The organism is Nonomuraea sp. NPDC002799, from assembly GCF_053592075.1.
Window position 1 is genome coordinate 174,519 of the sequence record NZ_JBSFVA010000010.1, and the last position, 25,191, is coordinate 199,709.

The 25,191-nt window shown below is 71.4% G+C and carries 18 protein-coding genes and 1 pseudogene; 8 read left to right on the forward strand and 11 right to left on the reverse strand.

All coding sequences use genetic code 11. From position 1 onward, the window contains the following. The first annotated feature begins 91 nt into the window (after positions 1–91). Both ACWD0F_RS20515 and ACWD0F_RS20520 read left to right on the forward strand, forming a co-directional pair. On the forward strand, positions 92–1,519 hold the full coding sequence (locus ACWD0F_RS20515) for an LCP family protein (protein WP_449877629.1): 1,428 nt from the start codon (positions 92–94) through the stop codon (positions 1,517–1,519). A 140-nt stretch (positions 1,520–1,659) separates the two neighbouring features. Further along, complete coding sequence (locus tag ACWD0F_RS20520; protein ID WP_449877630.1) at positions 1,660–1,842, forward strand: hypothetical protein; 183 nt, start codon at positions 1,660–1,662, stop codon at positions 1,840–1,842. Positions 1,843–1,861: 19 nt separating this feature from the next. On the opposite strand, the gene ACWD0F_RS20525 is transcribed toward ACWD0F_RS20520, so the two are convergent. The 4 genes from ACWD0F_RS20525 to ACWD0F_RS20540 form a co-directional block, all read right to left on the reverse strand. After that, entirely contained in the window at positions 1,862–3,835 is a 1,974-nt protein-coding gene (locus tag ACWD0F_RS20525) for a class I SAM-dependent methyltransferase (RefSeq protein WP_449877631.1), read from the reverse strand. Between the two features lie 28 nt (positions 3,836–3,863). Then, positions 3,864–4,868: an enolase C-terminal domain-like protein gene (locus ACWD0F_RS20530; protein ID WP_449877633.1), complete on the reverse strand. Its 1,005-nt coding sequence runs from the start codon at positions 4,866–4,868 to the stop codon at positions 3,864–3,866. Positions 4,869–4,879: 11 nt separating this feature from the next. Next, on the reverse strand, positions 4,880–6,280 hold the full coding sequence (locus ACWD0F_RS20535) for an MFS transporter (RefSeq protein WP_449877635.1): 1,401 nt from the start codon (positions 6,278–6,280) through the stop codon (positions 4,880–4,882). A 63-nt stretch (positions 6,281–6,343) separates the two neighbouring features. Further along, entirely contained in the window at positions 6,344–7,099 is a 756-nt protein-coding gene (locus ACWD0F_RS20540) for a TetR/AcrR family transcriptional regulator (RefSeq protein ID WP_449877637.1), read from the reverse strand. A 90-nt stretch (positions 7,100–7,189) separates the two neighbouring features. On the opposite strand from ACWD0F_RS20540, the gene ACWD0F_RS20545 reads away from it, so the two are divergent. Further along, positions 7,190–8,635, forward strand: coding sequence for an MFS transporter (locus tag ACWD0F_RS20545; protein WP_449877639.1), 1,446 nt, complete (start codon positions 7,190–7,192; stop codon positions 8,633–8,635). Here the strand turns inward: ACWD0F_RS20545 and ACWD0F_RS20550 are convergent. From ACWD0F_RS20550 to ACWD0F_RS20575, 6 genes and pseudogenes are all read right to left on the reverse strand, one after another. Next, positions 8,623–9,819, reverse strand: coding sequence for a VWA domain-containing protein (locus ACWD0F_RS20550; RefSeq protein WP_449877641.1), 1,197 nt, complete (start codon positions 9,817–9,819; stop codon positions 8,623–8,625). The genes ACWD0F_RS20545 and ACWD0F_RS20550 overlap by 13 nt on opposite strands. Further along, entirely contained in the window at positions 9,816–12,212 is a 2,397-nt protein-coding gene (locus tag ACWD0F_RS20555) for a DUF5682 family protein (protein WP_449877832.1), read from the reverse strand. The genes ACWD0F_RS20550 and ACWD0F_RS20555 overlap by 4 nt, the downstream gene beginning before the upstream one ends. Positions 12,213–12,307: 95 nt before the next feature. Beyond that, complete coding sequence (locus ACWD0F_RS20560) at positions 12,308–13,372, reverse strand: AAA family ATPase (protein WP_449877643.1); 1,065 nt, start codon at positions 13,370–13,372, stop codon at positions 12,308–12,310. After that, positions 13,369–14,619 carry a DUF5691 domain-containing protein gene (locus tag ACWD0F_RS20565; RefSeq protein ID WP_449877645.1) on the reverse strand — a complete coding sequence of 417 codons (1,251 nt, stop codon included), beginning with the start codon at positions 14,617–14,619 and terminating at the stop codon, positions 13,369–13,371. The genes ACWD0F_RS20560 and ACWD0F_RS20565 overlap by 4 nt, the downstream gene beginning before the upstream one ends. 284 nt (positions 14,620–14,903) lie before the next feature. After that, positions 14,904–15,977, reverse strand: coding sequence for a hypothetical protein (locus tag ACWD0F_RS20570; RefSeq protein WP_449877833.1), 1,074 nt, complete (start codon positions 15,975–15,977; stop codon positions 14,904–14,906). A 432-nt stretch (positions 15,978–16,409) separates the two neighbouring features. Then, positions 16,410–16,733 (reverse strand): annotated as a pseudogene (locus tag ACWD0F_RS20575) (SWIM zinc finger family protein); the annotation flags it as partial. 109 nt (positions 16,734–16,842) lie between these two features. Here ACWD0F_RS20575 and ACWD0F_RS20580 point away from each other — a divergent pair. The 4 genes from ACWD0F_RS20580 (at position 16,843) to ACWD0F_RS20595 (ending at position 22,641) form a co-directional block, all read left to right on the forward strand. Then, positions 16,843–17,412 carry a cupin domain-containing protein gene (locus ACWD0F_RS20580; RefSeq protein ID WP_449877646.1) on the forward strand — a complete coding sequence of 190 codons (570 nt, stop codon included), beginning with the start codon at positions 16,843–16,845 and terminating at the stop codon, positions 17,410–17,412. Positions 17,413–17,563: 151 nt separating this feature from the next. Next, positions 17,564–20,677, forward strand: coding sequence for an NACHT domain-containing protein (locus ACWD0F_RS20585; protein WP_449877648.1), 3,114 nt, complete (start codon positions 17,564–17,566; stop codon positions 20,675–20,677). A gap of 46 nt (positions 20,678–20,723) precedes the next feature. After that, positions 20,724–20,999 (forward strand): dsRBD fold-containing protein, encoded by a 276-nt coding sequence (locus tag ACWD0F_RS20590; protein WP_449877650.1) that lies wholly within the window; start codon positions 20,724–20,726, stop codon positions 20,997–20,999. Positions 21,000–21,102: 103 nt separating this feature from the next. Further along, on the forward strand, positions 21,103–22,641 hold the full coding sequence (locus ACWD0F_RS20595; RefSeq protein WP_449877651.1) for an aldehyde dehydrogenase family protein: 1,539 nt from the start codon (positions 21,103–21,105) through the stop codon (positions 22,639–22,641). A 49-nt stretch (positions 22,642–22,690) separates the two neighbouring features. On the opposite strand, the gene glnII is transcribed toward ACWD0F_RS20595, so the two are convergent. Continuing rightward, positions 22,691–23,710: a glutamine synthetase gene (glnII, locus tag ACWD0F_RS20600; RefSeq protein WP_449877653.1), complete on the reverse strand. Its 1,020-nt coding sequence runs from the start codon at positions 23,708–23,710 to the stop codon at positions 22,691–22,693. A 272-nt stretch (positions 23,711–23,982) separates the two neighbouring features. Between glnII and ACWD0F_RS20605 the strand changes: the two genes are divergently transcribed. Next, on the forward strand, positions 23,983–25,155 hold the full coding sequence (locus tag ACWD0F_RS20605) for a TerC family protein (protein ID WP_449877655.1): 1,173 nt from the start codon (positions 23,983–23,985) through the stop codon (positions 25,153–25,155). Positions 25,156–25,191 lie beyond the last annotated feature (36 nt).

Sequence of the window (25,191 nt, forward strand, 5' to 3'; positions counted from 1 at the left end):
GCGTCCCATGGTCCACGTCAGGGCCAGGATCGGCGGCTACGGTGGAGACCGGCGGGGAAACGGGGAAGGCGTGCAGCAGGCAAGAAACCCGGTGAGCGCGGCAGCGGTCCTCGGCTGGCTGGTGCTGTCGGCACTGGCGCCGGGCGCCGCGCACCTGCGCGCCGGCCGGCGCAGGACGGGCCTGGTCCTCATCTCCTGCTACGTCACCGGGCTGTTCGCGCTGCTGGCCCTGGGCCTGACGACCGACAACCTCATCGGCGTGCTGACCGAGACCACCTGGCTCACCTCCATCATGGTCGGCGCCGCCGTGCTGGGCGTGGCGTGGTTCGGGCTCATGGTGCACTCCTTCGTCGTGCTGCGGCCCGGCCGGCTCCCGCAGCGCGGGCAGATCCTCACCGGCACGCTCGCGGGCCTGCTGGCCGTCCTGGTGGTGCTGCCGTTCGGCGTGGTGGCCAACTTCGTGTGGACCTCGCAGCAGGCGATCGACGACATCTTCCAGCAGGCCCCCGCCGAGGACGGCTCCCCCGTGGTGGCCGAGCCCAAGCCCGACGACCCCTGGGCGGGCCGCCAGCGGGTCAACATCCTGCTCCTCGGCGGCGACGCCGACGACAACAGGACCGGCGTCCGCACCGACAGCATGAACCTGGCCAGCATCGACGTGAAGAGCGGCAACACCGTGCTGTTCAGCCTCCCGCGCAACCTGGAGGACGTGCGTTTCCGCCCCGGCACGCCGATGGCGCAGCGTTTCCCGACCGGCTTCCGGCTGCCCGCCGACCCCGGCGGCGGGCGCAGCGACCTGCTCAACAGCGTCTGGGAGTACGCCGACGCCCACCCGGAGCTCTTCGGCGGCAAACCGCACCAGGGCGCCAAGGTCCTGATGGACACGATCGGCTACACCCTCGGCCTCAAGATCGACTGGTACGCCCTGGTCAACATGTGGGGCTTCGCCCGCCTCATCGACGCCATCGGCGGCATCACGATCACCGTCGAGCAGGACGTGGTGTTCGGCAAGTACAACGAGGGCCTGGTCAAGGCCGGCACGCGCAAGCTGAAGGGCGCCGACGCGATGTGGTACGCCCGCTCGCGCACCTACAGCGACGACTACACCCGGATGCGCCGCCAGCGCTGCGTGCTCGGCGCGCTGCTCGACCAGGCCGACCCGGCCACGGTGCTGCTGCGGTTCAACCGGATCGTGCGGGCCACCAAGGAGCTGATCAGGACCGACATCCCGCGCGGGATGCTGACCCATCTCGTGCCGCTCGCGCTGAAGGTCAAGGAGGCCAAGGTGTCGAGCGTGCAGTTCGTGCCGCCGCTGATCAGCACCGGCTATCCCGACTGGGACAAGATCCGCGACATCTCCGCCAAGGCCATCCGCGACGCGTCCGGCACCAAGCCGGCCGTCGCCGCGACGCTGCCGGCCAGCCCGGCCCCGAAGAAGACTCCCAAGAAGACCACCACCAAGCAGCCGAGCCAGGACCCGATCAAGGGCCTCAGCGAGGGCTGCGACGGCGCCCTCTGACCGCAGGCGCCGGGGCGCCGCCCTTCAGCCCACGCCCTTTACTTTGTAGATCAAGAGTAAAGGATCTGGACGGCGCGGGGTGCGGCGCCGCGCGGCGTGATCTCCTGTGCGCAGTCACCCGTCCCTTCAGGAGGTACGTCATGCGCCGCCGCGCTCACCTGATCGCCACCGCCGCCCTGCTCATGACCCTGACCGTGGTGTCGGGCGGTCCGCTGCACACCCTGCACAACATCCGTGACGCCACCATCGAGGCGGGCGCCCGCTTCTACGGCCTGGCCGACATCCTCACGGGCAGCCTCACCTACGGCTCGCTGCCGATCTGAGGGCCTCTGCCCCGCAGGGTCACGCGGGCCGCCGGAAGGTGGCCCGCCAGCGGTGCCGCTCCCCGTCGCGCAGCTCCTCGACCTCGCCGGCCGCAAGCCCGCCGGTCGCGAACCCCGCGATCTCCGACGGCGTCAGCGGCCACGGCGGCGCGAACACCGGCCCGCCCTCCGCCCGCCCCGCCGAGATCACCAGCAACGTGCCCCCGGGGCCGACGAGCTCCGCGACCGCCTCGACGGCGCGCGCGTGCAGCTCCTCCGGCAGGGCCTGGACGGTCATGATCTCGACCACCAGGTCGAAGGCGTGCCGCCACTCGGCCGGCGGATCCAGCAGGTCGGCGACCTGGTAGTGCACGGCACTGTCAGGGAAGCGCTTCCGGGCGAGCCGCACGGCCGACTCGCTCACGTCGAACGCGACCGTGTCGTAGCCGAGCCCCGCCAGATGCTCGGCGTCATCGCCCAGCCCGGCCCCCACGACCAGCGCCCGGCCCCGGCCAGAGGTGGCCCACTCCGCCAGCAGGGGGTGCGGGGAGCGCGAATCCCAGGGGACGATCGCGTCGCCGGTCGCCGACTCGGCGTAGAGCCGCTCGAACCAGCCGGTCGGGTCGCCCTCGGCCAGCGACTCGGTGGCCAGCCTGATGGCGTCCTCGTCCGGATCACGCCCTGTCATCGATGCCCCCAGCAGAATCCCGTACGGCTCGCCACGCGCGGCCTTCGCGGCCAGTTCTACCACGTCGGCCCGGTCCCCCAGCGGCCCGATCAGCACGCGCTGAGCGAACACCTGTTCGTGCAGGTAACCCTTGCGTCGCAGCGCAACGTCGAAGAGCGGAACGAGGGCGCACACCTCCGGGGAGGGATGCGGGCAGACGATGTCCTTGAGCCACCACTCCAGCTCGCCGATGCGGCCGGAGCGCGCCAGCATGACCACGTCCAGGTTGGTGGCGGGCTGACCCAGCAGTTCGGTGGCGGCGTCGATGACGAGGCCACGATGATGCTGCCCGACCGCGATCCAGTCCCGCGCGGGGAACTCGTCCAGCCGGTACGGCTTCGCCCACAACATGGCGCCCCGATTGTCCATCAGCCGGTCGCTCACCACCCTCGCGAGCCGCCGTTCCAACCGGCCGGACAGCCGCAGCGCCATCCCCGGCTCGGGGTCGGGGACGCCCCACGGCCCCTCGCCGAACAACTTCTCGACGTCTGGGACGGTGCCGGCGAATTCCTCCACGTAAGGGGCGATGCGCGCCAGCAGATCATCGTGCTGGATCTTCCACAGGAAGCTCTCGTAGAGGTCCGAGGCACCGCCCTGCGCCGCGAACGCGGACGCGTACCGCGTCACGTGCCACGTGAAGGCGTGGTCCACGCGTACCTCGGCCTGCGAGGCGGCCCGCAGGCGCTCGTCGCCGACGAGGGAGCGGGCGGCGGCCCAGAGTGAATGCCGTAACGGCCGGAACGCCTCTGTCAGCGCGGCCCCGCCGTAGTAATAGACGAGCACACTCACGTACCACTCGTGCCGGCGCCAGAGCTTGACCGTCAGCAACTCCCGGACCACGATCGTGTGCAGGTCCCGCTCGCTGAGCCCCATGAGGAAGGGCAACCCCAGAATGAGCTGAGGACGGCGGAACCGGCGCCGGATGCCGAGGACGACGGCCCGGGACGACAGGAGGACTTCGGGCGTCCTGTCGAAGCCCGCCAGCCGCGCCGCGTCCGCGACCAGGGCCGCCACCTGGGGATGTTCGTCCAGCGGGAACGCCGGGCAGACCCAGTGGTCCTGCCGCTGCCACCGGCTCACCACGAACGCCAGCGCGGCCAGCCCGAACGCGGCGGCCACGATCGCCACCGCCTCGGCGATGTCGTAGACGCCGCTCACCAGCACCAGCCCGGCGCCGAAGGCCAGGATCGCCACCACGCCGACGACCAGCTTCACGCCTTCTGGCAGCAGTCCTGAGCGGTCCTTGGACCACCGCAGGCGGAACACCCTCCACCGGGTCAGGCGCACGCCGGCCTCCCTTGATCAGGAAGGTACTTTACGCGTGGAAAGAGTCTTTCGTCAGTCGGCGCAACCGGGTCTCGTCCACGTCGTGACCGAGCCCCGACTGCGTCAGCGGCACCGCGATGACCCCGGCGTTCGCGCCCACGATCGGCGTGACGATCTGGTTCTGCCGGGGCGGTTGCGTCACGTCGCACGGCAGCGTGCATCCGGGCAGGCTGGCCACCGCGACCGTGGCCGCCCGGGCCAGCCCGGCGCCCTGGCCGCCCGCGCACTGGATGTCCCAGCCCGCCGCCGCGGCCCGGTCGTGCGCGCGCCGCGCCTCGGTGAGCGACGGGAACGAGGCGGGCCGCAGCAGCAGCACCTTCGCCGCCCGCAGCGTCAGATAGTCGTCGAGCTCGGCGGTGGAGCCGACCTCGACCGCGACCGAGGCGGTCACCTCGTCCTGCAGCGCGGCGTGCGCGTAGACGTCGCCCGTGGCGAAGGGCCGCTCGATGACCTCCAGGCCGTAGGAGTCGAGGGCGACGAGCTGGCCGAGCTCGGTGTAGGCGTTGCCGCAGTCGACGGCCAGCGTCAGCGCCGGGTACGCCTGCCGCACCGCCCGGATCGGCTCGACGTCCCACCCGGGCCGGATGTCCAGCGTGACGTGCCCGTAGCCGGCGCAGACCTGCTGGTTGACCCGCGACACGAGACTTTCGAGCGACGAGTCGGGCGTCAGGCGCACGGTGGCCATGAGCGAGGTACGGGTGCCGCCGATGGCCTCCGCCAGCGGCACTCCCCGCATCCGGGTCCACAGGTCCCAGCAGGCCATGTCGACCGCGGCGTCACCGCTCGGCACGGTGTCGGGGTGCTCCCAGCCGACGCCGATCAGCAGGGCGGCCAGCGACTCCTCAAGTCTGGACCAGGTCTTCGGCTGCGGGGCGGTCGTCTCGCCCCACCCCGACATCCCGCCGTGGTCGGTGAGCTTCACGAGCAGGGTCTCCGACCGTCTGCCGAACGGCAAAACCAGCCGGAAGACCTCAAGCTCCCGCACTCGCGGCATGTACCCCCCTTTTATGGCGCGGTCCCCTCCATAGTGCCTGCTCCCGGAACGCGGACCAAACGGGGGGCCACCAGGAAGGCCAGCACCGCCAGGGCCGCGGCGCCGGCCAGGCCCACCGCGTAGCTCTCGCCGGCGGCGGTGAACAGGGCCCCGCTGGCCGCGACGGCCACCACGGTGAACACCGACTCGCCCACGCCGACGGCCGCGCTGTTCCGGCCTTCCTCGCCCTCCTTGGACATCTCCAGCACCAGCACGGACACCGTGGGGTGCAGCGCGCCGATGCCGAGCCCGGCGATGGCCATGGCCACGTACGCGACCGCGATCGGCATGGTGTCGATCAGCACGAGCGACACCAGCGCGATGCCGACGGCGATCATGGCGGCGCCGCCGCGGATGGCGGTCAGGTGACTGATCCAGCCGCGGCCCTTGATCCAGGAGCCGGTGGACCAGCCGAGCGCGCCGATCGTGAGGACGACGCCCGCGCCGGTGGGGGTCAGGCCGCGCTCGTTCATGAGCATGAGAGGGATGAGCACCTCGGCCGCCGTCAGCGCGCCGAAGGCCAGGCCACGCAGCACGGGGGCGGTCGGCAGGCCGGGCGCGGCCTTGAGCGAGCCGCGCAGCAGCAGCCGGGGCAGGGCCACGGCCAGCAGGAGGACGCCCACGAGGAGCAGGGGCAGGCCGGCGAGCTTCAGCGCGCTGCCGTACTGGATCAGGGCCGCGGCGACGGCGGTGAGCGCCGCCCAGGCGAGCTTGCGGCCGATGCCGGGGGCGGGCTGGGCACTGGAGTCAGAGGCGGGCTCGGCGCCGCCGCCTTCCAGGTTCCGGCCGGCCGTGCCGCGCCAGAGCAGCAGCGCCGCCGGGATGACGATCAGGGAGACACCGAGGAAGATCCATCGCCAGTCGGTGTTCTCGACCACGAACCCGGCGATGGCGGGGCCGACCATCGACGGCACCACCCAGGCGGCCGAGAACAGGGCGAACACCTTGGCGTGCATCTCGCTGGGATAGACCCGGGCGACCAGTACGTACAGGGCCACCTGGATCAATCCGGTGCCGAGCCCCTGCACGAACCGGCCGGCGACCAGCACCTCCATGGTCGGCGCCAACCCGGCGAGCAGCAGCCCGGCCACGAACGTCGTCACGCCCACCGCGACGGGCCGCAGCGGACCGCGCGCGTCGCTCCACCGCCCGCCCAGCACCGTCGCGATCACGCTGGCCGCCAGGGTGGCGCTGAAGGCCAGGTTGTACAGATGCATGCCGCCAAGATCGCGCGCCACCACGGGCATCGCCGTGGCCACCGCCATCGCCTCGAAAGCCGTCAGCATGACGAGGGCGACCAGTCCGATGCTGAGCGCCCGGTAGTGCGAGGAGACCACTCCGGCGACCGGAGCTCTTTCCACAGTTGTTGTCATGTCCGGAAAAATATGCCAAAGTCCCAGGTCAGCGCATCGGGCGCATGGCCTAGGCAATTGGACCTACGGGGTCTTGGACATGCGCGCCTCGATGCCGTCGAGCAGCAGCTCCAAGCCGTACTGGAAGCGGTTCTCGCCGTCGTCGGCGACCAGGTCGTCCACGTATTTGCTCACGTGCGGGAACCGCTCCGCGGGCAGCGCCCGGTAGTAGCCGGTGATCTGGTCGACGAAGGCCGTGAAGTATTCCTGCTTGTCCTGGATTCCCGCCGCCCGCATCCGCGCGTAGTGCAGAGAGCCCTCGTAGGCGTCGCTGACGACGTACAGGGAGAGCCGGTCCATCGACAGGGACGCCTCCCGCGGCGACATGCCGCACTCGATCAGCAGCCCGAACAGGAACTCGCCCATGCGCAACGAGTTCGCCCCCGTGGGGATGGTGGCCAGTGCCGCCCGCGCCAGGTCGGCGTGCGCGCCCAGCACCCGGTGCGCCTCCACCGCGTACGCCCGGAGCTGCTCCTTCCAGCGCCCCGGATCGCGCTCGGGCAGCTCGATCTCGCCGAGCGCCCGGTCGTACATGAGCTCCAGCAGCTCATCCTTTCCGGCCACGTGCGCGTAGAGCGAGGCGGGGCCGGTGTCGAGCTCCTGGGCGACGCGTCTCATGCTCAGCGCGTCGAGCCCTTCGGCGTCGAGGATCCGCAGCCCGGCCTCGATGATCAGCTCCTGGCTGAGGCTCCGCTTGGGCGGCGCTGCGGGCTTGCGCGACCTGCGCCACGGGGGCGCGGGGACCTCGTCGTCGCCGCCGCTGTTCTTCCGATCCACCATACGAACACTGTACTTGACACGAACGCCGTTCGCCACTAAAACAGTGTTCGTTAACGAACACTGTTCGCTCTCTTTTTTGGAAGGATCAACGTGACCACCACCGCCCGAACGGCGCCGACCGAGGTCCAGCCCTACCGCTGGCGCTGGGTCGCGCTCTTCGTGATCCTGGCCGCCGAGGTCATGGACCTGCTCGACGCGCTCGTGACCACGATCGCCGCCCCCACCATCCAGCGTGAGCTGGGCGGCTCCGACAGCCTCGTGCAGTGGCTCGGCGCCGGATACACCCTGGCCATGGCCGTCGGCCTGATCACCGGCGGCCGGCTGGGCGACCTGTTCGGCCGGAAGCGCATGTTCGTGATCGGCGCCCTGGGCTTCACCGCGGCCTCGCTGCTGTGCGGCGTCGCGTCCAGCCCGGAGATGCTGATCGGCAGCCGGGTGCTGCAGGGCCTGTTCGGCGCCGTGATGATCCCGCAGGGGCTGGGGCTGATCAAGGAGATGTTCCCGCCGCAGGAGCTGGGCAAGGCCTTCGGCATGTTCGGCCCGGTCATGACCATCTCCTCCGTCGGCGGCCCCGTGCTCGCCGGCTGGCTGGTCGACGCCGACTTCTTCGGTACGGGCTGGCGCATGATCTTCCTGATCAACCTGCCGCTCGGCCTGGCCGCCGCGCTGGCCGGGATGCGCTTCCTGCCCGAATACCGCCTCTCGAACGCCACCAAGCTCGACCTCGTCGGCGTCGCGCTCGTCTCGGTGGCCGCGTTCCTGCTGATCTTCCCGCTCATCCAGGGGCGCGAGCTGGGCTGGCCGGCCTGGACGTTCGTGTCGATGGCGGCCTCGATCGTGATGTTCGCCGTGTTCGGCCGCTACGAGTCGCGCCGGGCCGCCTCGGGCCGGGACCCGCTGGTCGTGCCCGGCCTGTTCCGCAAGCGCGCCTTCACCGGCGGGCTGGTGGCCGGGCTGGCCTTCTTCTCCGGGCTGATGGGCTCCGGCCTGGTCTTCAGCCTCTACGCCCAGATGGGGCTCGGGTTCACGCCCTTGGAGGCCGGTCTCGTGGGCCTGCCGCAGGCGCTGGGCGGAGTGGCCGGGTTCGGGCTGGCGATGTCCGGGCTGCAGGAGAAGCTGGGGCGCGGGCTGCTGCAGATCGGCACCCTCGTCATGGCGGCCGGCGCGGCCGTGCTGGCCCTGACGATCAACCTGGCCGGTCTCGAGGTCTCCGGCTGGCAGCTCGCTCCCGCACTCGCGCTGATCGGCGTGGGCATGGGGCTCGCCATGGCGCCGTTCTTCGACATCGTGCTCGCCGGGGTCGAGCCGCATGAGTCCGGCTCCGCCTCCGGCACGCTGACCGCGGTCCAGCAGCTCGGCGGGGCGCTGGGGACCGCCGTGCTGGGCACGCTCTTCTTCAACCTGCTGGCGGCGGAGTGGGGATTCGCGGCTTCGATGCAGGCCACGGTCTGGGTGGAAGCGGGGTTGCTGGTGCTGACGTTCGCGCTGTCGTACGCGCTGCCGCGCCGGGCCCGGCCAGAGGGTCAGAGTGCCTGACCGCTCCCCTGCCGTTCGGCCCACCGGGCGATGTCGCGCCGCTCGATCGCGGCCGCCATCAGGTCGGGGAAGGCGTCGGGCGTGCACGCGAACGCGGGCACGCCCATCGCCGCCAGCGCGGCGGCGTTCTCGTGATCGTAGAACGGCGCGCCCTCGTCCGAGAGCGCGAGCAGCACGATGACCTGCACGCCGGCCTGCGTCATCGCGGCCACCCTGCGTAACATCTCCTGCCTGACGCCGCCCTCGTAGAGGTCGCTGATCAGGATGAAGATCGAGTCGGCGGGCCTGGTGACCAGGCCCTGGCCGTAGGCGATGGCCCGGTTGATGTCGGTCCCGCCGCCGAGCTGGGTGCCGAACAACAACTCGACCGGGTCGTGCAACCGCTCGGTGAGGTCCACCACCGCCGTGTCGAACACCACAAGCGACGTCTTCAGCGACCGCATCGACGCCAGCACGGCCCCGAACACGCTCGAATACACCACCGAGGCCGCCATCGACCCGCTCTGGTCGATGCACAACACCACCTCGCGCTGCACCGACCGCTGGCGGCGGGCATACCCGACCAGGCGTGACGGCACGACGGTGTTCCGCTCCGGCAGATAGTTCTTCAGATTCGCCCTGATCGTCCGGTCCCAGTCGATGTCGGCCGCCCGCTTGGGGCGGTGCGTCCTTGCCGAGCGGTCGAGCGCACCGGTCACGGCCGCCCTGGTCCTCTGCGCCAGGCGGCGTTCGAGCTCCCGCACCACCTTGCGCACCAGCGCTCTGGCCGACTCGCGGGCCTGGTCGGGCATGATCCGGTTGAGGGCCAGCAGGGTGCCGACCAGGTGCACGTCGGGCTCCACGGCCTCCAGCATCTCGGGCTCCAGGAGCAGTCTGGTGAGGTTGAGCCGCTCGATCGCGTCCTTCTGCATCACCTGGACGACCGTGGAAGGGAAGTAGGTGCGGATGTCGCCGAGCCAGCGGGCCACGCGCGGCGCCGACGCGCCCAGGCCGCCCTGCCGGTCACCACCCTTGCCGCCGTCGGGATCGCCCTGGTCGTAGAGCGCGGCCAGCGCGCCGTCCATCTGCGTGTCGAGGCCCCGCAGGCCGCAGCCGGTGCCGTCGGCGTCGCCACCCCCCAGAACGAGCCGCCACCTGCGCATCCGCTCATCCGCCGCGCTCGTCGTTTCTCCCTCGGCGCTCATCCGGCCGCCTTTCCGATGATCGCCAGTACGGTCGCGACGGCCGCCGCCGCGCGCCGCTCGTCCACGTCCTGCTCGGCCGCCCCGTCGTCCAGCCCGGCCGAGCGCAGCCGCTCCCCGACAGCCCTGCGCTCCGGTACGGCGAAGCCGCCGAACGTCCGGCGCAACAGCGGCAGCACGTCGGTGAACTGGTCGCCGGACAGCCCGCTGAGCCAGTCGTCCACGAGGCCCAGCAGCCGCGGATCGTGCACCAGCAGCAGCCCGCCACCCGCCAGGAACCCCTCGACCCAGGCGGCGACCCTGGCCGGGGCCTGGCCTCGGGACATGGCCCTGGACATGCGTTCGGCGGCGTCGTCGAGCTCGCCGCAGTCCAGCAGGATCCTGGTGAGGCGCCCTTCGATGAGCCCGTGCAGGTCCGGGCGGCCACTGACCCCGCGTAACGTCCCCAGCCACCGGCCACGCGGCGACACCGCGGCCGGCGCCTCGCCTAGCACCGACCCTTCGCTGAGCACAGGACCCTCACTGAGTACGGGACCCTCACCGGACGCCGGATCCCCGCTGAGCACCGGACCCTCGCTGAGGGCCTGGCCCTCGCTGAACGCCGGGGCCTCGCTGAGCAGGGCGACGGCCGAGTGAACCGCGTCCACGTGCTTGAGCAGGCCGGCCGCCGCGTCATCGTCCAGCCCGGCCACCGCCACCGGCAGCCCGACGCAGATCCGGTCCAGCATCGACCCCACGATCACCGCCAGCCCGCCGGCCGAGGTGCCCCGGACGTCGCCGTACCGATGGGCCCGCACCATCGCGGGCAGCGCCGCCATCAGGTGGGTCACGTCGGTGTCCAGCGCCGCCTTGGCCGACAGTGCCGACAGCACCTCGGGCAGTGCCTCCGGCAGGTCGGCCAGCAGGCAGAGCTCGACCAGCGCCGTCAGATCGGCCAGCGCCGCCGTCTCCGCCGCCGCCAGGTCCCCGGCCCGCCGCGCGGCGGCGGAGACCACGGTGGTGCCCAGAGCGGCCTGCTCGATGAGCGCGAGGTCGTGCTCCGGCAGCCACCGCAGCGTCCACGTCTCCCTGAACGTGCCCTTCCCCCGCGCCTCCCCGAGCGTCCCCCAGCCCACGTCCAGCAGCCGCAGCCGGTGGAGCAGGTGGCTGCGGTCCAAGTCGAGAGGTTTGCGCAGATCGAGGTCGATCTCGCGGTCGAGCGCCTCCGGCTTGAGCCTCAATCGCCGCTGCTGCTCGCGCAGGTCCCGCTGAAGCGGCACCATCGGGGTGCCGTCGCCGACGTGGCCGAGCCGGTCGCCGACGACCATACGCCGCTGGATCAGCTCCACGGCCAGGTCGTCGCCCTCGCACAACACGGCCCTGACCGCCTCGGTGGCCTCCCCGAGCCCGGCAAGGGGGCGACCACGCAGGGCCGCCAGGCTGTCCGCCAGCCGTACGGACTCGATGACGTGAGCGGACGACACGGCGATCCCCTCATCCCGCAGCACCCTCGCCGCCCCGGTCAGCCACCGCTCCACGGGCCGGTCGGGAGCGTCGAACAGATGGTGGTACCAGCCCGGTGAGGTGATCCCCGCGCCATAGCCGCTCCACGACGCCAGCCGCCCGTACGTCCACGGCACCCACGTCAGCTCCGCCTTCACCTTCGCCAGGCCACGCAGGATCGTGTTGTCCGCCGCGGCGGACGGCAGGGGGCCGGTGAGCGCGGGCACGTGCCAGGCGCCGCAGATCACCGCGATCCGGCCGAAACCCCGCTTGACGGCCGCGCGGAGAGTTTTGCGCATGTACGCCTCGCGCCTGGCCTCCCGCTCGTCCGGCGCGTGACCTTCGCGCACGGTGGCCATGGCCTCGGCGATCGCCTCGAACGGGGTGTCACCGCGGTGCTCGACGACGTCCTCCCACCAGCGTTCAGGGTCGTCGTAACCTGCCGCGGCGGCCAGCGCGCCAATGGGGTCGGCCCGCATACCGGAAATCTCCCCCTCTTTCCCCACACGACCACCCCCTCCACCACTTCCCCCGCCGCCCGATCTCTCCCCGTCGTCTTCCTTCTCCTCGGCCTCCTCCGCCTCTTCGGTTTTCTCGGCCAGCGAATGGGCTGCGGGAAGGTCGCAGAAGCGTACGGGGACTCCGGCGGACGTGCCGTACAGGATGGCCTGCCACTCGGGCGAGAAGACCGCGAACGGCCAGAAGGCCGCGCGGGCCGGCGCTCCCGGTACGTGCGCCAGCAGCGCGACGGGCGGCTCCAGCCCGGGCACGTGCGCCAGGAGCGCGTCGGCCTCGGGCGGCCCCTCGATGAGGATCGCGTCGGGGCGCAGCCGTTCCAGCTCGGCGCGTACGGCACGAGCCGACCCCGGGCCGTGATGCCGCACACCGAGCACCGACACCCTGGACCGGCCGATGGTCACGACGTTCGCAGGCTCAAGGTCCGACGCGCCCGCAGCGTCATCAGCCGAAGCACCACTCGCAACGCCCGCGCCGCTGGCCGAATCGCCGCTCATGACACCTCGCGGCACGCACGGTAGAAGTCCCGCCAGTCCGAACGCTCGCGCACCACCGTCTCCAGGTATTCGCGCCACACCACCCGATCCGACACCGGCTCCTGCACCACCGCGCCCATGATCCCGGCGGCCACGTCGGCCGGCCGCAGGACGCCGTCGCCGAAGTGCGCGGCCAGCGCGATGCCGCCGGTCAGCACGGAGATCGCCTCGGCCGTGGACAGGGTGCCGCTCGGCGACTTGACCTTGGTGCGGCCGTCCTCGGTGACACCCGCGCGCAGCTCGCGGAAGACCGTGACCACACGGCGGATCTCCTCCAGGCCGGTCGTCGTCTCGGGCAGCGCCAGGGCGCGGCCGAGCTGGACGACGCGGCGCGAGACGATGTCGACCTCCTCCTCGGCGGTGGCGGGAACCGGCAGCACGACCGTGTTGAAGCGGCGGCGCAGCGCGCTGGACAGCTCGTTGACGCCCCGGTCGCGGTCGTTGGCGGTGGCGATGACGTTGAAGCCGCGTTCGGCCTGGACCTCGCGGTTGAGCTCGGGGATCGGCAGCGTCTTCTCCGACAGCACGGTGATCAGCGCGTCCTGGACGTCGGACGGCATGCGGGTGAGCTCCTCGACCCGCGCGACCCGCCCTTCGGCCATCGCACGCATCACGGGCGACGGGGTCAGCGCCTCGATCGACGGGCCCTCGGCCAGGAGCCTGGCGTAGTTCCAGCCGTACCGGATGGCCTCCTCGGCGGTGCCGGCCGTGCCCTGCACCAGCAGCGTCGAGTCGCCGCTGACAGCGGCGGCCAGGTGCTCCGACAACCACGTCTTGGCGGTGCCGGGCACGCCGAGCAGCAGCAGCGCGCGGTCGGTGGCCAGCGTGGCGACGGCGACCTCCACGATGCGCCGCGCGCCCACGTATTTGGGGGTGATGCGGTCGCCGTCGCCCAGGATGTACGTCGTGACGGCCCACGGCGACAACTTCCAGCCCGGCGGTCTGGGGCGGTCGTCGTCCTTGGCCAGGACTGCCAGCTCCTCGGCGTACTGGTCTTCCGCGTGAGGGCGCAGAACGGTCATGAGGCAAGCTCCTTGTACATGTCGGCACGGAAACGCAGCAGCGCGGCGACCTGCTGGATGGACTCCACCGGCGAATAGCTCTCGGCCAGCGGGAACAGGGCCGGGTCGATGTGCTCGCCCGCCAGCTTGACCAGCTCCCCGAGGTTCCACGGCTGCGTCGTGGCCACCCTCACGATCTTGTGGAGCACGGCCGTGGCCAGGCCCTCCCGCCAGTGGGAGGAGACGCCACCCAGAACCATGATCAACTGGCTGTCCACGTCATGCTTCTTCACGAAGTCAGCGGCGAGTTCCTGCTGCTCCTCGGGTGGCAGCGACTCCAGCAGATCCGCGATCGGATCCCACCCGAACATCGCCCGCGCCCACTCCGGATCCCGCTGCAGCACGGCGGCGCGCACCCAGGCGGCCCGCACCTCGCCGTCCCATTCGGGGATCTTCATCTGGAGCAGCCGCTCGGGCGGCCGTCCCCAGATCGACAGCGGAGCACGGGCGAGGACCTGCTGCAGCCACCAGGCCCGCTCGCCGATGCCTCTGGGCGGTTTGGGACGGATGCCGTCGCGTTCCATCGCCTTGTCGCACGCGTCAGGGGCTTCGACGCCGATGATGTTGCCCTTGACGGTCACGCAGGCTCGCGCCCGCGCCGCCATGCGCTGGGACATGCGAGACGCGGGCAGGCGGGTGAGGAGGTTGGCCGCCTCCTGGCGTACTTCCCTGCGGCGGTCGTCCAGCGCCTCCTCCAGGAACGGCTCGTCCTCCATGCTCACACCGTCGGCCAGCACGGCCACGAACTCGGCCCGGTCATCAGGCGTCTCCCGCTCCCAGGTGCTCTCCAGCAGTCGCCTGGCCTGAGCCGGGTCGGCCGCTCTGAGGGCGCGCAGGTGCGCCCGCCGGTCCGCCGCCCCGCCCAGCTCCCAGGTCTCGCCGGTGGGCTCTTCGAGGAGGTACGCCCAGGCGAGGTTGAGCCCGGCCAGCCACCGGCCGCGCTGCCCGGCCAGCACCCCCAGATGCACCCGGATCGACCGATCCCGCCTGCCCCTCTCCAGCAACTCGGGCAGCGCGTACGGGGGCACCCTGCATCCGGTGCCGGCCGCAGCCCGCAACCATTCGGGCAACAACCGCTCGTGCTCGCCGCCCATGATCCGTACCAACCGCTCGGCCGCCCGCCTCCCGACGGCCCTGCGCTCTTCGACGGGCGCGCCCCCCTCGGCCGTCACCCGGCCCTCACCTGGCACCCCGCTCTCACTGGGCACCCGACGGTCACCCGACCCACCGTCAGCGGACACCCTGGTGCCAGCAAACACCCGATCATCACCGGACAGTTCGTTGTCAGCGGACGTCCGATCGTCACCGGACAGTTCGTTGTCAGCGGACGTCCGATCGTCACCGGACAGTTCGTTGTCAGCGGACGCCCGCTCCACCCGTCGCCCCGCCCGTCGTCGCGCGACTTCGATCGCCGCGGCTTCGAGCAGATCCCCTTGGTACGGCCTGCGGTCGGTGCCCACGAGCGCCGCCGATGCCAGGTCTTCCCAGCCGGTCACAGGATCACCGCCGTTCCCTCGTCATCCCAGGTGGTCAGGGGCCGCAGGCCCTGAGGGGTCCATTCGACGGCCACTGTCAGCGGCTGCCCGCCGGAGACGGCGATCAGCCGCCAGGGGTCGCGGGCCGTACGGTGCAGCGGGAGGCCGCCCAGCGACGTGCGCCCGGGCACCACTCCGGCCAGGACCAGCGGCCAGGAGTCCGTCCACGGATCGTCGGCCAGCACGCCGGCCACCTCGTCCAGCGCCTCCTCCGGCCCGCTCCCCGGAGGCACCTTGGAATGCGGCGCCGGCGGCAACGCACCGGCCGGGGATGCCTGGGCGGTCCCAGACGTTCGAACGTTGCCGGAATTCAAGGGAGGTGCAGCACCTACCCCCGGCGAGCACGCACCCACGGACTCCACCGGATCCTCACCCGAGTACGCCAACGCCGTCGGATCCTCACCCGAGTACGCCAACGCCGTCGGATGCTCGTTCGCGGGCGATGAGGCGGGTGCTGCCGCCGGAACCGTGCCATAGCGGGCGGCGACCAGGGCGCGAAGGGGCGCGGCACCCGGGTAGTAGGTGAGGTCGGCATCGATCGTGGTGCCCGTGACCAGGGAGGCGTCCAGGGACTGGCCCGGCGGGGCGAACGAGAGGATCAGCGCCGCCCTGCCGGTGCGGCGGCCCCGGAGCCAGACGCGGCGGGCCGTCAACCGGTCCTGCTCGTCGTCGCGTCTTCCCAGCACGTCCCAGTGGTCGCGCACCGCCGGGCCGGCCAGCACCTCTTCTCGCGTGACGGGGAAGCCGACGCGAATGAGCACCGTCTGGGCCAGCGGAGCGGGCAGCTCGGCTCGTCTGCGGTAGGCGATGGCGAGGAGGTCGATGAGGGCGTACTCCTCCAGGAGCCGCCCCGGCCAATCGTCCTCCGACCGGACCCGGGCCAGACGCGAGATGAGGCTCGCGACGCCTGGGGCCTGGGCGTCGATGAGGCGTTTGGCCAGGCCGTCCCAGTCGTGCCCGGCCGCTCCCGCCAGGCCCTGGCGCACCTGGTCCGCCAGCCAGCGCTCCAGCTCGGCCAGGCCGGCGGCCACACGCGCATGACGTACGGACTCCCCACCAGCGGCCCCCGCACGAGCGGCACCTGTGCCAGCGGTGCCCGTGCCAGCGGTGCCTGTGCCAGCGGTGCCTGTGCCAGCGGTGCCTGTTCCTGTGGGACCGGTGCCTGTGGGACCGGTGACAGAGGCGGGCTGGTCGGAGGTGCGGGCTTGGGCGCCGACTCCCCCGCCCTCGGCGCCCGCTCCACGCCCATCGATCGCGGCTCCGATCGCGCCGGCAGCCCCATCACCCACGGGGGCAGCACCGTCAGCGTCGGCAGTCACTTCGGCGGCGCGGGCGGCTTCGGCGCGGGCGGTTTCGAGTTTGGCTGCCGACTTGGCGGCGCGTTCGGCGCGTCCCTCCACCCACTCCGCCACCCAGTCCGGTGCCGCGTCCTCCTCGGGAACCCCGTCGGCCGACCACATGAGCAGCAGCCCAAGCGCGTGTTTGCAAGGGAACTTCCGGCTCGGGCAACTGCACCGGTATGCGGGCTCGGTCAGGTCGACGCAGGCCAAATAGGGCTTGGCGCCGCTGCCCCTGCACTCGCCGTACAGGACTGTGCCCGTCGTGCCGCGCGACGACCATTTGCCCACCGCCGCCACCCCCTGCGCGGCTCTCTGGGAAGGCGCGTCGGGGGCGAGGGCGAGCACCTGATCACGGTTCCACCGTTCCACCACCTGCCGCAGACTAGCCAGCCTGACTGACAGTTCGCGAGCAGTCCGCGATATCCCGGAATGGGGCGGATACGGCATGACGCCCAGCCCGTCGCCGGCCCGCGGCTGCGTGGCGCAGCCTAATCCACAGGCGACGCCGTCTGGCCGACGGCTGTATGTCCAAATGCATCAGCTTAAAATGGGCTGGGTGGAGCTACGGATCTATCCTGACGGCCCGTCTGCCCAGGTGGCCGGTGAGGCCGAGGCCCTGGCCAGCGAGCTCGACGGCCAGCTCGTCCTCGACGGTGACCGCTTCCTGCGCAGGGACGTCACGGGAGCCCCGATCGCGTTCGTCGAACGCCCGCCCATCGCGCGCGCCCTCGACCTCCTGCCGCACCCCGAGGGTGGCTGGTTCCGCGAGACGTGGCGGTCGCCGGTCACATTCCAACCGCCCGGCTACCCGGGATCCCGCGCCGCGGCCACCGGCATCTACTTCCTGCTGAACCCGGGCGAGCAGTCCGTCCCGCACGTGGTCAGGTCGGAGGAGGTCTGGTTGTGGCACCGCGGCGGCCCGCTGAGCCTGACGATCGGCGAGGCCACGATCACGCTGGGCTCGCGCGTGGAGGACGGCGAGGTGCCGCAGGCGGTGGTGCCCGGCGGCGTGTGGCAGTCGGCCCGGCCCGCGGGCGACGAGCCGGTGCTGGTGAGCTGCATCGTGTCGCCCGGCTTCGACTTCGCCGACTTCACCGCCGAGGCCACTGAAACAGCCGCCCCGTAGAGCAGCCGGACTCGCTGGAACGGCCGAAGCCCGCTAAAGCAGCCGCGTTCCATCAAGTAGGCGGGTCTTATAAGCAGACGGCCCATGAAGCAACCCAACCCAGTGAAGCAGCCGGGCGCGATCTGACGGTGGGGGCCGATATATAAGAGGCATGCCGGGTGTGGAGGCGGCGCTGACCGCCGCGGGAAAGTCGATCGCCGAACGTGCCGTACGCGAGTGGCTCGCCACCCGCGCCACGCACAAGGACCGCACGTCCGATCTTAAGGACCTCATCCAGAGCGGCTTTCGCGACCGGCTCGCGCCCAGGAAGCTCGACAACCAGCTCCAGGGCATCGCGCTGGCCGTGGAGGGGCGCCTCAGCAGGCTGGTGGAGCAGGAGTTCCGCGGCCTGGACGAGTCCGCGCGGGCCGCCGTGCTGCTGGAGGTCGTGGCCGCGCTCCAGCGGGCCGACCTGTCGGACGCGGCCCTGTTCGAGGCCGACGCCGACGCCGCCAAGCTGGCCGAGCGCATCGTGGCGGCGCTGCCGGAGCCCCGGCTCGGCGAGGCGGAGGACCGGCTGTACGCGGTGTTGCTGGCCGAGTCCGTCGACTGCCTGACCGGCATGATGCGCCAGCTCCCGCAGTACGTGCCACGGGCGGCCACGGAGAGCCTGGCCCGGCTGAGCGGCCTGGCGGAAGGGGTGGAGCGGCTGCTCGCCCGCATGCCGCTGCGCACCCTGGAGGCCCCCGACGGCCGCCAGGACGACGCCGCGTTCGAGCGCCACTACCTCGGCTTCGTCAGCCGCACCCTGGACGAGGTGGAGCTGTTCGGGGTCCGGGTGCACTACCGCCCGCGTACCTCCCTGAGCGTCGCCTACATCAGCCTCAACGTCTCGGCGGGCGAGAGCCGGCGGCGCACCCCGGAGCGCCTCGCGATCGCCTCGATGACCGGCCGGGCCCCGGTCGAGCCGGGCACCGAACGCATCGAGTCGGCGCTCGGCCGCGGCCCGCGCACGCTGCTGCGCGGGGACGCGGGGTCGGGCAAGAGCACGCTGCTGCGCTGGCTGGCCGTCACCGCCGCCCGCGACGGCTTCACCGGCGGCCTGTCCGGCTGGAACGGCAGCGTGCCCATGATGATCAAGCTGCGCAGCCACTCGACGGGCCACTTCCCGGCTCCGTCGGCCTTCCTCGACGACATCGCCCAGGAGGTGGCCGGGCGGATGCCGCGCGGCTGGGTGGAGCGGGTGCTGGACTCCGGCCGCGGGCTGCTGCTGGTCGACGGCGTGGACGAGCTGCTCGTACGGCACCGCCCGGCCGTGCGCGAGTGGTTGGCGCGGCTCCTGGCCGCCTACCCGGCGCTGCGCGTGGTGGTGACCACCCGGCCGACCGCGGCCGAGGCACGGTGGCTGGCGGACGAGGGATTCGCGGCGGCCATGCTGGAGCCGATGACGCCCGAGGACCAGCGGGAGCTCGTCCGGCAGTGGCACGTGGCGATCCGGGACTGCCCCAGCCTGCCGTGCGCCCCCGACGAGCTGGAGGGCTACGAGGTCGCGCTGCTGGCCAGGATGGAGTCCAACCCGCATCTGGGGGCCGTCGCCTCGACGCCGCTGCTGGCGGCCATGTTGTGCGCGCTCAACCTGGACCGGCGCACGCAGCTCCCGCGTAACCGCATGGGCTTCTACGACGCGGTGCTCAGCCTGCTGCTGGAGCGGCGGGACGCCGAACGCCGGATCACCGACGACATCTCCCTCGATCCCGGCCAGAAGGTGTGGATCCTGCGCGATCTCGCCTGGCGGCTGGTGTCCATGGGGCGCTCGGAGTTGTCGAAGGCCACGGCCCTGAAGAGCGTCGCGCAGAAGCTCGAACTGATGACCCGCATGCCCCATACGGCCTCCGACGTGCTCGAACACCTGCTCAGGCGGAGCGGCGTACTGCGGGAGCCGGTGCCCGGCCGCATCGACTTCGCGCATCGGACGGTGCAGGAGTACCTCGCGGCGGGGCAGCTCGTGGAGGACGAGGACGTGGAGGCGGCGGTCGAGCGGGCTCATCTCGACCAGTGGCGCGAGGTCGTGGTGATGGCCGCGGGGCACGCGACCGGGCGGGTGCGCAGGGAGCTGCTGGCCGGGCTGCTGGACCGCGCCGACGCCGGCGGGCCGCACGCGCGTAAGTTGCGGCTGCTGGTGGCCGGCTGCCTGGAGACGATCCAGGAGCTCCCGGTCGAGCTGCGCGACCGGATCGAGGCGTGCCTGACGACCGTGCTTCCCCCGCGTACGGAGGAGGAGGCGGGCGTCCTGGCGGCGATCGGCGAGGAGATCCTGCGGCGGCTGCCCGGCGACCTGTCGGGGCTGACCGAGAAGCAGGCGGCCATGACCGTGCGGACGGCCTGGCTGATCAACGGGCCGGAGGCGCTGGACAAGCTGGCGGCCTACCGTGCCGACCGGCGGATGGCCGTCTTGGGGCAGCTCCAGGAGGGATGGGACTACTTCGACGCCGCGACCTACGCCAAGCGCGTGCTCGCGGACATGGACCACGTGATCGTCGGGTCGCCCCGGCTCCTTCGCGGGCTCGGGCACCTGCGGGAGGCGCCCGACCTGGCCGTCGAGTTCGACGGCCCGATCGACGACCTGCGTTTCCTGCGCGACGTGCCGCGGGTGCGATCGCTGAGCCTGCAGCCCCTCGCCGTGGAGTCCTTGGCCGAGGTCGCGTCGTTGCGTGAGCTGAGCCGCCTCTGGGTGACCTGCGACGTTCCCCGCCGCCTCGGCCTCGACGCGCTGGAGCGCCTGCCACGGCTGGACCGGCTCTGGCTCTGGGCGGTCACGCTGGACGATCTGGACTTTCTCGACCGGATCCCCCGGCTGCGCCAGCTCGGGCTGACCTTACCGGGGCACGATCACGGCGACTGGGCGGCGCCCCTGTCCCGCCAGAACAAGCTGCAGATGTTGTCGCTGAAGGGATCGGGCGCGCAGCTGCCGCCGGCCGCGCTCGCGGAGATGCGCGACCTGGGCTGGCTGGTGCTGACCTCCGTCGCGGGCATCGACTCCCTGGACATCGTGGCGCGCTCCTGTCCTTCCCTCGACCGCCTGTCGCTGAACGGCTGCGCCCAGGTGCACGACCTTGCTCCGCTCGCCGGCCTGGACCTGGAGACCCTGCACCTGGCGGGCGTGGCCGACGGCATCGACGTCCGCCCCCTGGCGGGCCGGCGGGGCCTCACCCTGTTCCTCGGGCGGGGCCAGCGGGTCACGAACGAGGAGAGCCTGCGCGGCACCGTCACGGTCAAACGGGACTGACGCCCCCCGGGTTTACCGGGCGGCCCGCTGGAGAGGAGGTGTGGCCATGGAGGCCAAGGAGTGGAACGTACGGATCCACCTGGCCGAGGACGGCGACGACACCTCGGCGCGGGCGACACTGACCACCGGGGACGGCACCCAGGTGACCGGCACCGGCCGGGCGCGCCGCAACCCCGCTGATCCGGCCAAGGCGGACATCGGGGACGAGCTGGCCGCGGCGCGCGCGCTGGCCGATCTGGCGGACAAGCTGGCGGTCATCGCCAGGCGCGACATCTCCGGCTCGACCGACGCCGGCCCGCCCTCGCCCGGCCGTTCGTGGTAGGCCGAAGACCCCGTGATCCCGCCTGGAGCGGCTGACACAGGGCTCCTTGGGTTTTTTCCGGCAGGATGATTGTCTGACCGGAGGAACTATGAGGAGGCACCGGGTGAGTCGTCAGATCGTTTCCATCGTGGGTGGCAAGGAGGCCGCCTCGGCCGCCACGTACGCGTCGACCAACCCCGCCCGCACCGGCGAGGTCGTGGCGCAGGTCGGCCTGGCCGACGCCGGCACGTTCGCCGCCGCGTGCCGCACCGCCAAGGAGGCCCAGCGCGAGTGGGCCAAGGTGCCCGCGCCGGTGCGCGGGCGGGTGATCGCCTCCATCGGGCGGCTGGTGGAGGCCAACGCCGAGGCGCTGGCGCGGCTGGTGACCGAGGAGATCGGCAAGCCGTACGCCGAGGCGCTCGGCGAGGTGCGGGAGATCGTGGACACCTGCGACTTCTTCCTGGGCGAAGGGCGCAGGTTGTACGGGCAGACGATCCCGTCGGAGATGCCGGACAAGAACCTGTTCACCTTCAGGAACCCGGTCGGCGTGGCCGCGGTCATCACCGCCGGCAACTTCCCCGTGGCCGTCCCGTCGTGGTATCTCGTCCCGGCCCTGCTCTGCGGGAACGCCGTGGTGTGGAAGCCCGCCGAATACGCCGCCGCCTCCGCGCACGCGATGTACCGCCTGTTCACCGCCTCGGGGCTGCCCGACGGCGTGCTGAACATCGTCTTCGCCGACGGCGCCGAGACCTTCGCGGGTCTGGAGACCGCCCTGGAGGAGGGCAGCGTGCAGAAGGTCGGGTTCACCGGGTCCAGCGAGGTGGGCCGGAAGATCGGCGAGCTGACGGGGCGGCACCTGCAGTCGGCCTGCCTGGAGCTGGGCGGCAAGAACCCGATGGTGGTCATGCCGGACGCCGAGCTGGACCTCGCCGTCGAGGGCGCCCTGTTCGCCGGCTTCGGCACCGCCGGCCAGCGCTGCACCAGCCTCGGCACGGTCATCGTGCACGAGAGCGTCCACGACGAGTTCGTGCGGCGCTTCGCGAAGGCCGTAGGCGAGGCCAGGGTCGGCGACCCCGAGCAGGACGTGCTGGCGGGCCCGTTGCTCGACCAGAAGTTCGCCGACCGCTACGAGGAGTATCTGACCTGGATCCAGCCCCACCACAAGGTGGTGTCCGGCGACGTCGGGCGGATCACGAAGGAGAACCCGCGCGGCGACTTCGACGGCGGCGAGGGCCTCTACTACCACCCGGTCGTGGTGGACGGCGTCCAGCCGGCCGACCGGATCTTCCTGGAGGAGACCTTCGGCCCGATCGTGGGCGTGACCACGTTCCAGACCCTCGACGAGGCCGTCGAGCTGTCCAACCTGCCCGGCTACGGCCTGTCCAGCTCCATCTACACCACCGACCCCAAGCACGCCTTCCGCTTCCGCGAGGGCGTCTCGGCCGGCATGGTCAGCGTCAACAACTCCACCTCGGGCGCCGAGGCGCACCTTCCGTTCGGCGGCAACGGCAAGTCGGGCAACGGCAGCCGCCAGTCGGGGGTGTGGGTGCTCGACCAGTTCACCCGCTGGCAGGCCATGAACTGGGACCACTCGGGGAGGCTGCAGAAGGCCCAGATGGACGTCGCGGAGATCACGCCCGACCTGGACTTCCGCCTGTCCTGACATGACGGAAGGGGCCCCTCGGTGCGGAGCCCCTTCCGTAAGTCCAGCGTCAGACCTGGCCGGCCTTCTCCAGGGCGGCGCAGCAGGTGTTCACCAGCAGGCGGGTGACGACGTACGGGTCGATGTTGGCGTTGGGGCGACGGTCTTCGATGTAGCCCTTCTTCTCCACCTCGACCTGCCACGGGATGCGCACCGAGGCGCCGCGGTCGGAGACGCCGTAGCTGTACTTGTTCCACGGGGCGGTCTCGTGGGCGCCGGTCAGGCGGCTCTCGATGCCCACGCCGTACTGCGTGATGTGCTCCATCGGCTTGTCGCCCTCACCGAGCGACTCGCAGGCGGTGATGATGGCGTCGTAGCCCTCGCGCATGGCCTTCGTGGAGAAGTTGGTGTGCGCGCCGGCGCCGTTCCAGTCGCCGCGGGCGGGCTTGGCGTCGAGCGTGGCCTCCACGCCGAACTCCTCAGCCGTGCGGTAGAGCAGCCAGCGGGCGATCCACATGTGGTCGGAGACATCGAGGGGGCTGGCCGGGCCGATCTGGAACTCCCACTGGCCGGGCATGACCTCGGCGTTGATGCCGGAGATCTCCAGGCCGGCGGCGAGGCAGCGGTCGAGGTGCAGCTCGACGATGTCACGGCCGAAGATGGCGTCGGCGCCGACACCGCAGTAGTAGGGGCCCTGCGGGGCGGGAAAACCGCCGTCGGGGAATCCGAGCGGGCGGCTGCCCTTGAAGAACGTGTATTCCTGCTCGATGCCGAACCACGACTCCTGGGCGGCGTACTTCTCGGCGATCGGGCGCAGCAGCGCACGCGTGTTGCTGGCGTGCGCGTCGCCGTTGATCTCCTCGACCTCGCACAGGACGAGCACGCTGTCGCCACCGCGGATCGGGTCGGGGCAGGTGAACACCGGGCGGAGCACACGGTCCGACGAGTGGCCCTGGGCCTGGTTGGTGCTGGAGCCGTCGAAGCCCCAGACCGGAGGCTCGGCGCCGTCGACGAGGATCTTGGTCTTCGAGCGGAGCAGAGCCGTCGGCTCAGTGCCGTCGATCCAGATGTACTCAGCCTTGTAGCTCACAGCGATCCTTTCGGGGTTCTTTCCAGCCACGCCGAGTCTTACGGACGGCCGTTTCCCAGTTTTTGCCCGCATGTGAACGGCGTGTTAATCAGGCGGCCGATTCCCTCCCTTTCACACCATGGTCCACACGGTGCTCGGGCGCTTCACCGAAGGAGCGGCCCAAGCCACGGTAGCCGGTGGCTTGGAGCCGCCCGGACCGGGTACCACCTGCGGGGATACGAAATCGTGCCCAGTCGCCTCCCCCACGACGGCCCACAAGGTTGGAGCCCTGAGTGGAGGTATCCGCGGCCGTATGGTGGCTGACGATTGCGGGGATCGTCGCCCTGCTGGCGTTCGACTTCTTCTTCCACGTGCGCCGGTCCCACGTCCCCACGCTGCGCGAGGCGTCCGTCTGGTCGGCCCTCTACGTCGGCGTCGCGCTGTTGTTCGGTGCCGGGGTGTGGCTCTTCGGCGGACGCGAGGAGGGCGCGGAGTATTTCGCCGGATACGTGACAGAGAAGGCGTTGTCGGTCGACAACCTCTTCGTCTTCCTCATCATCATGTCGAGCTTCCGGGTGCCGCGCGCGGATCAGCAGAAGGTGCTGCTGTTCGGCATCGTCTTCTCGCTGATCGCGCGGACCGGGTTCATCCTGATCGGCGCGGCGCTGATCAACACGTTCGCCTGGGTGTTCTACCTCTTCGGCCTCATCCTGCTGCTCACGGCGGGGAGCCTGCTGAAGCCGGAGGGCGAGGAGAGCCACTCCCCCGACAACCTCGTGGTGCGCGTGGCGCGCAGGCTGCTGCCCGCCTCCGAGATCTACGACGGCGACCGGTTGTTCACCGTCCAGGACGGCAAACGGGTCATGACACCCATGTTGCTGGTCATGGTGGCCATCGGCGGCACCGACCTCCTGTTCGCCCTCGACTCCATCCCGGCGATCTTCGGCCTCACCCAGAACGTCTACCTGGTCTTCACCGCCACGACGTTCTCCCTGCTGGGGCTGCGGCAGCTCTTCTTCCTGATCGACGGGCTGCTCGACCGGCTGATCTACCTCAACTACGGCCTGGCGGTGATCCTGGGGTTCATCGGGATCAAGCTGATCCTGCACGCGCTGCACGAGAACAACGTCCCGTTCATCAACGACGGCGAGCCGGTGCGGGTGGTCGAGATCAGCACCGGCCTGTCCCTGTCGGTGATCATCGGCGTCCTGCTGATCACGGTGCTCGCCTCGCTGGCCAGCCCCAGGGGCCGGGCGCAGAACACGGTGTCGGCCGTGCGGCGGCACGCCCGGGAGTATCTGAACGTGGAGCACGACCCCGAGGTGCGCGAGGAGATCTTCGACCGGCTGCTCGCCGAGGAGGCGCAGCTCGGGAAGTTGCCGGAGAAGTACCGCGGGCAGATCCGCGAGGAGGACAAGCTGATGGACCTGCTGCGCCGCGCCCACGAGGAGCACGACCGGCGGTGAGGACGAGCGGCAGGGAGCACGACCGGCGGTGAGCAC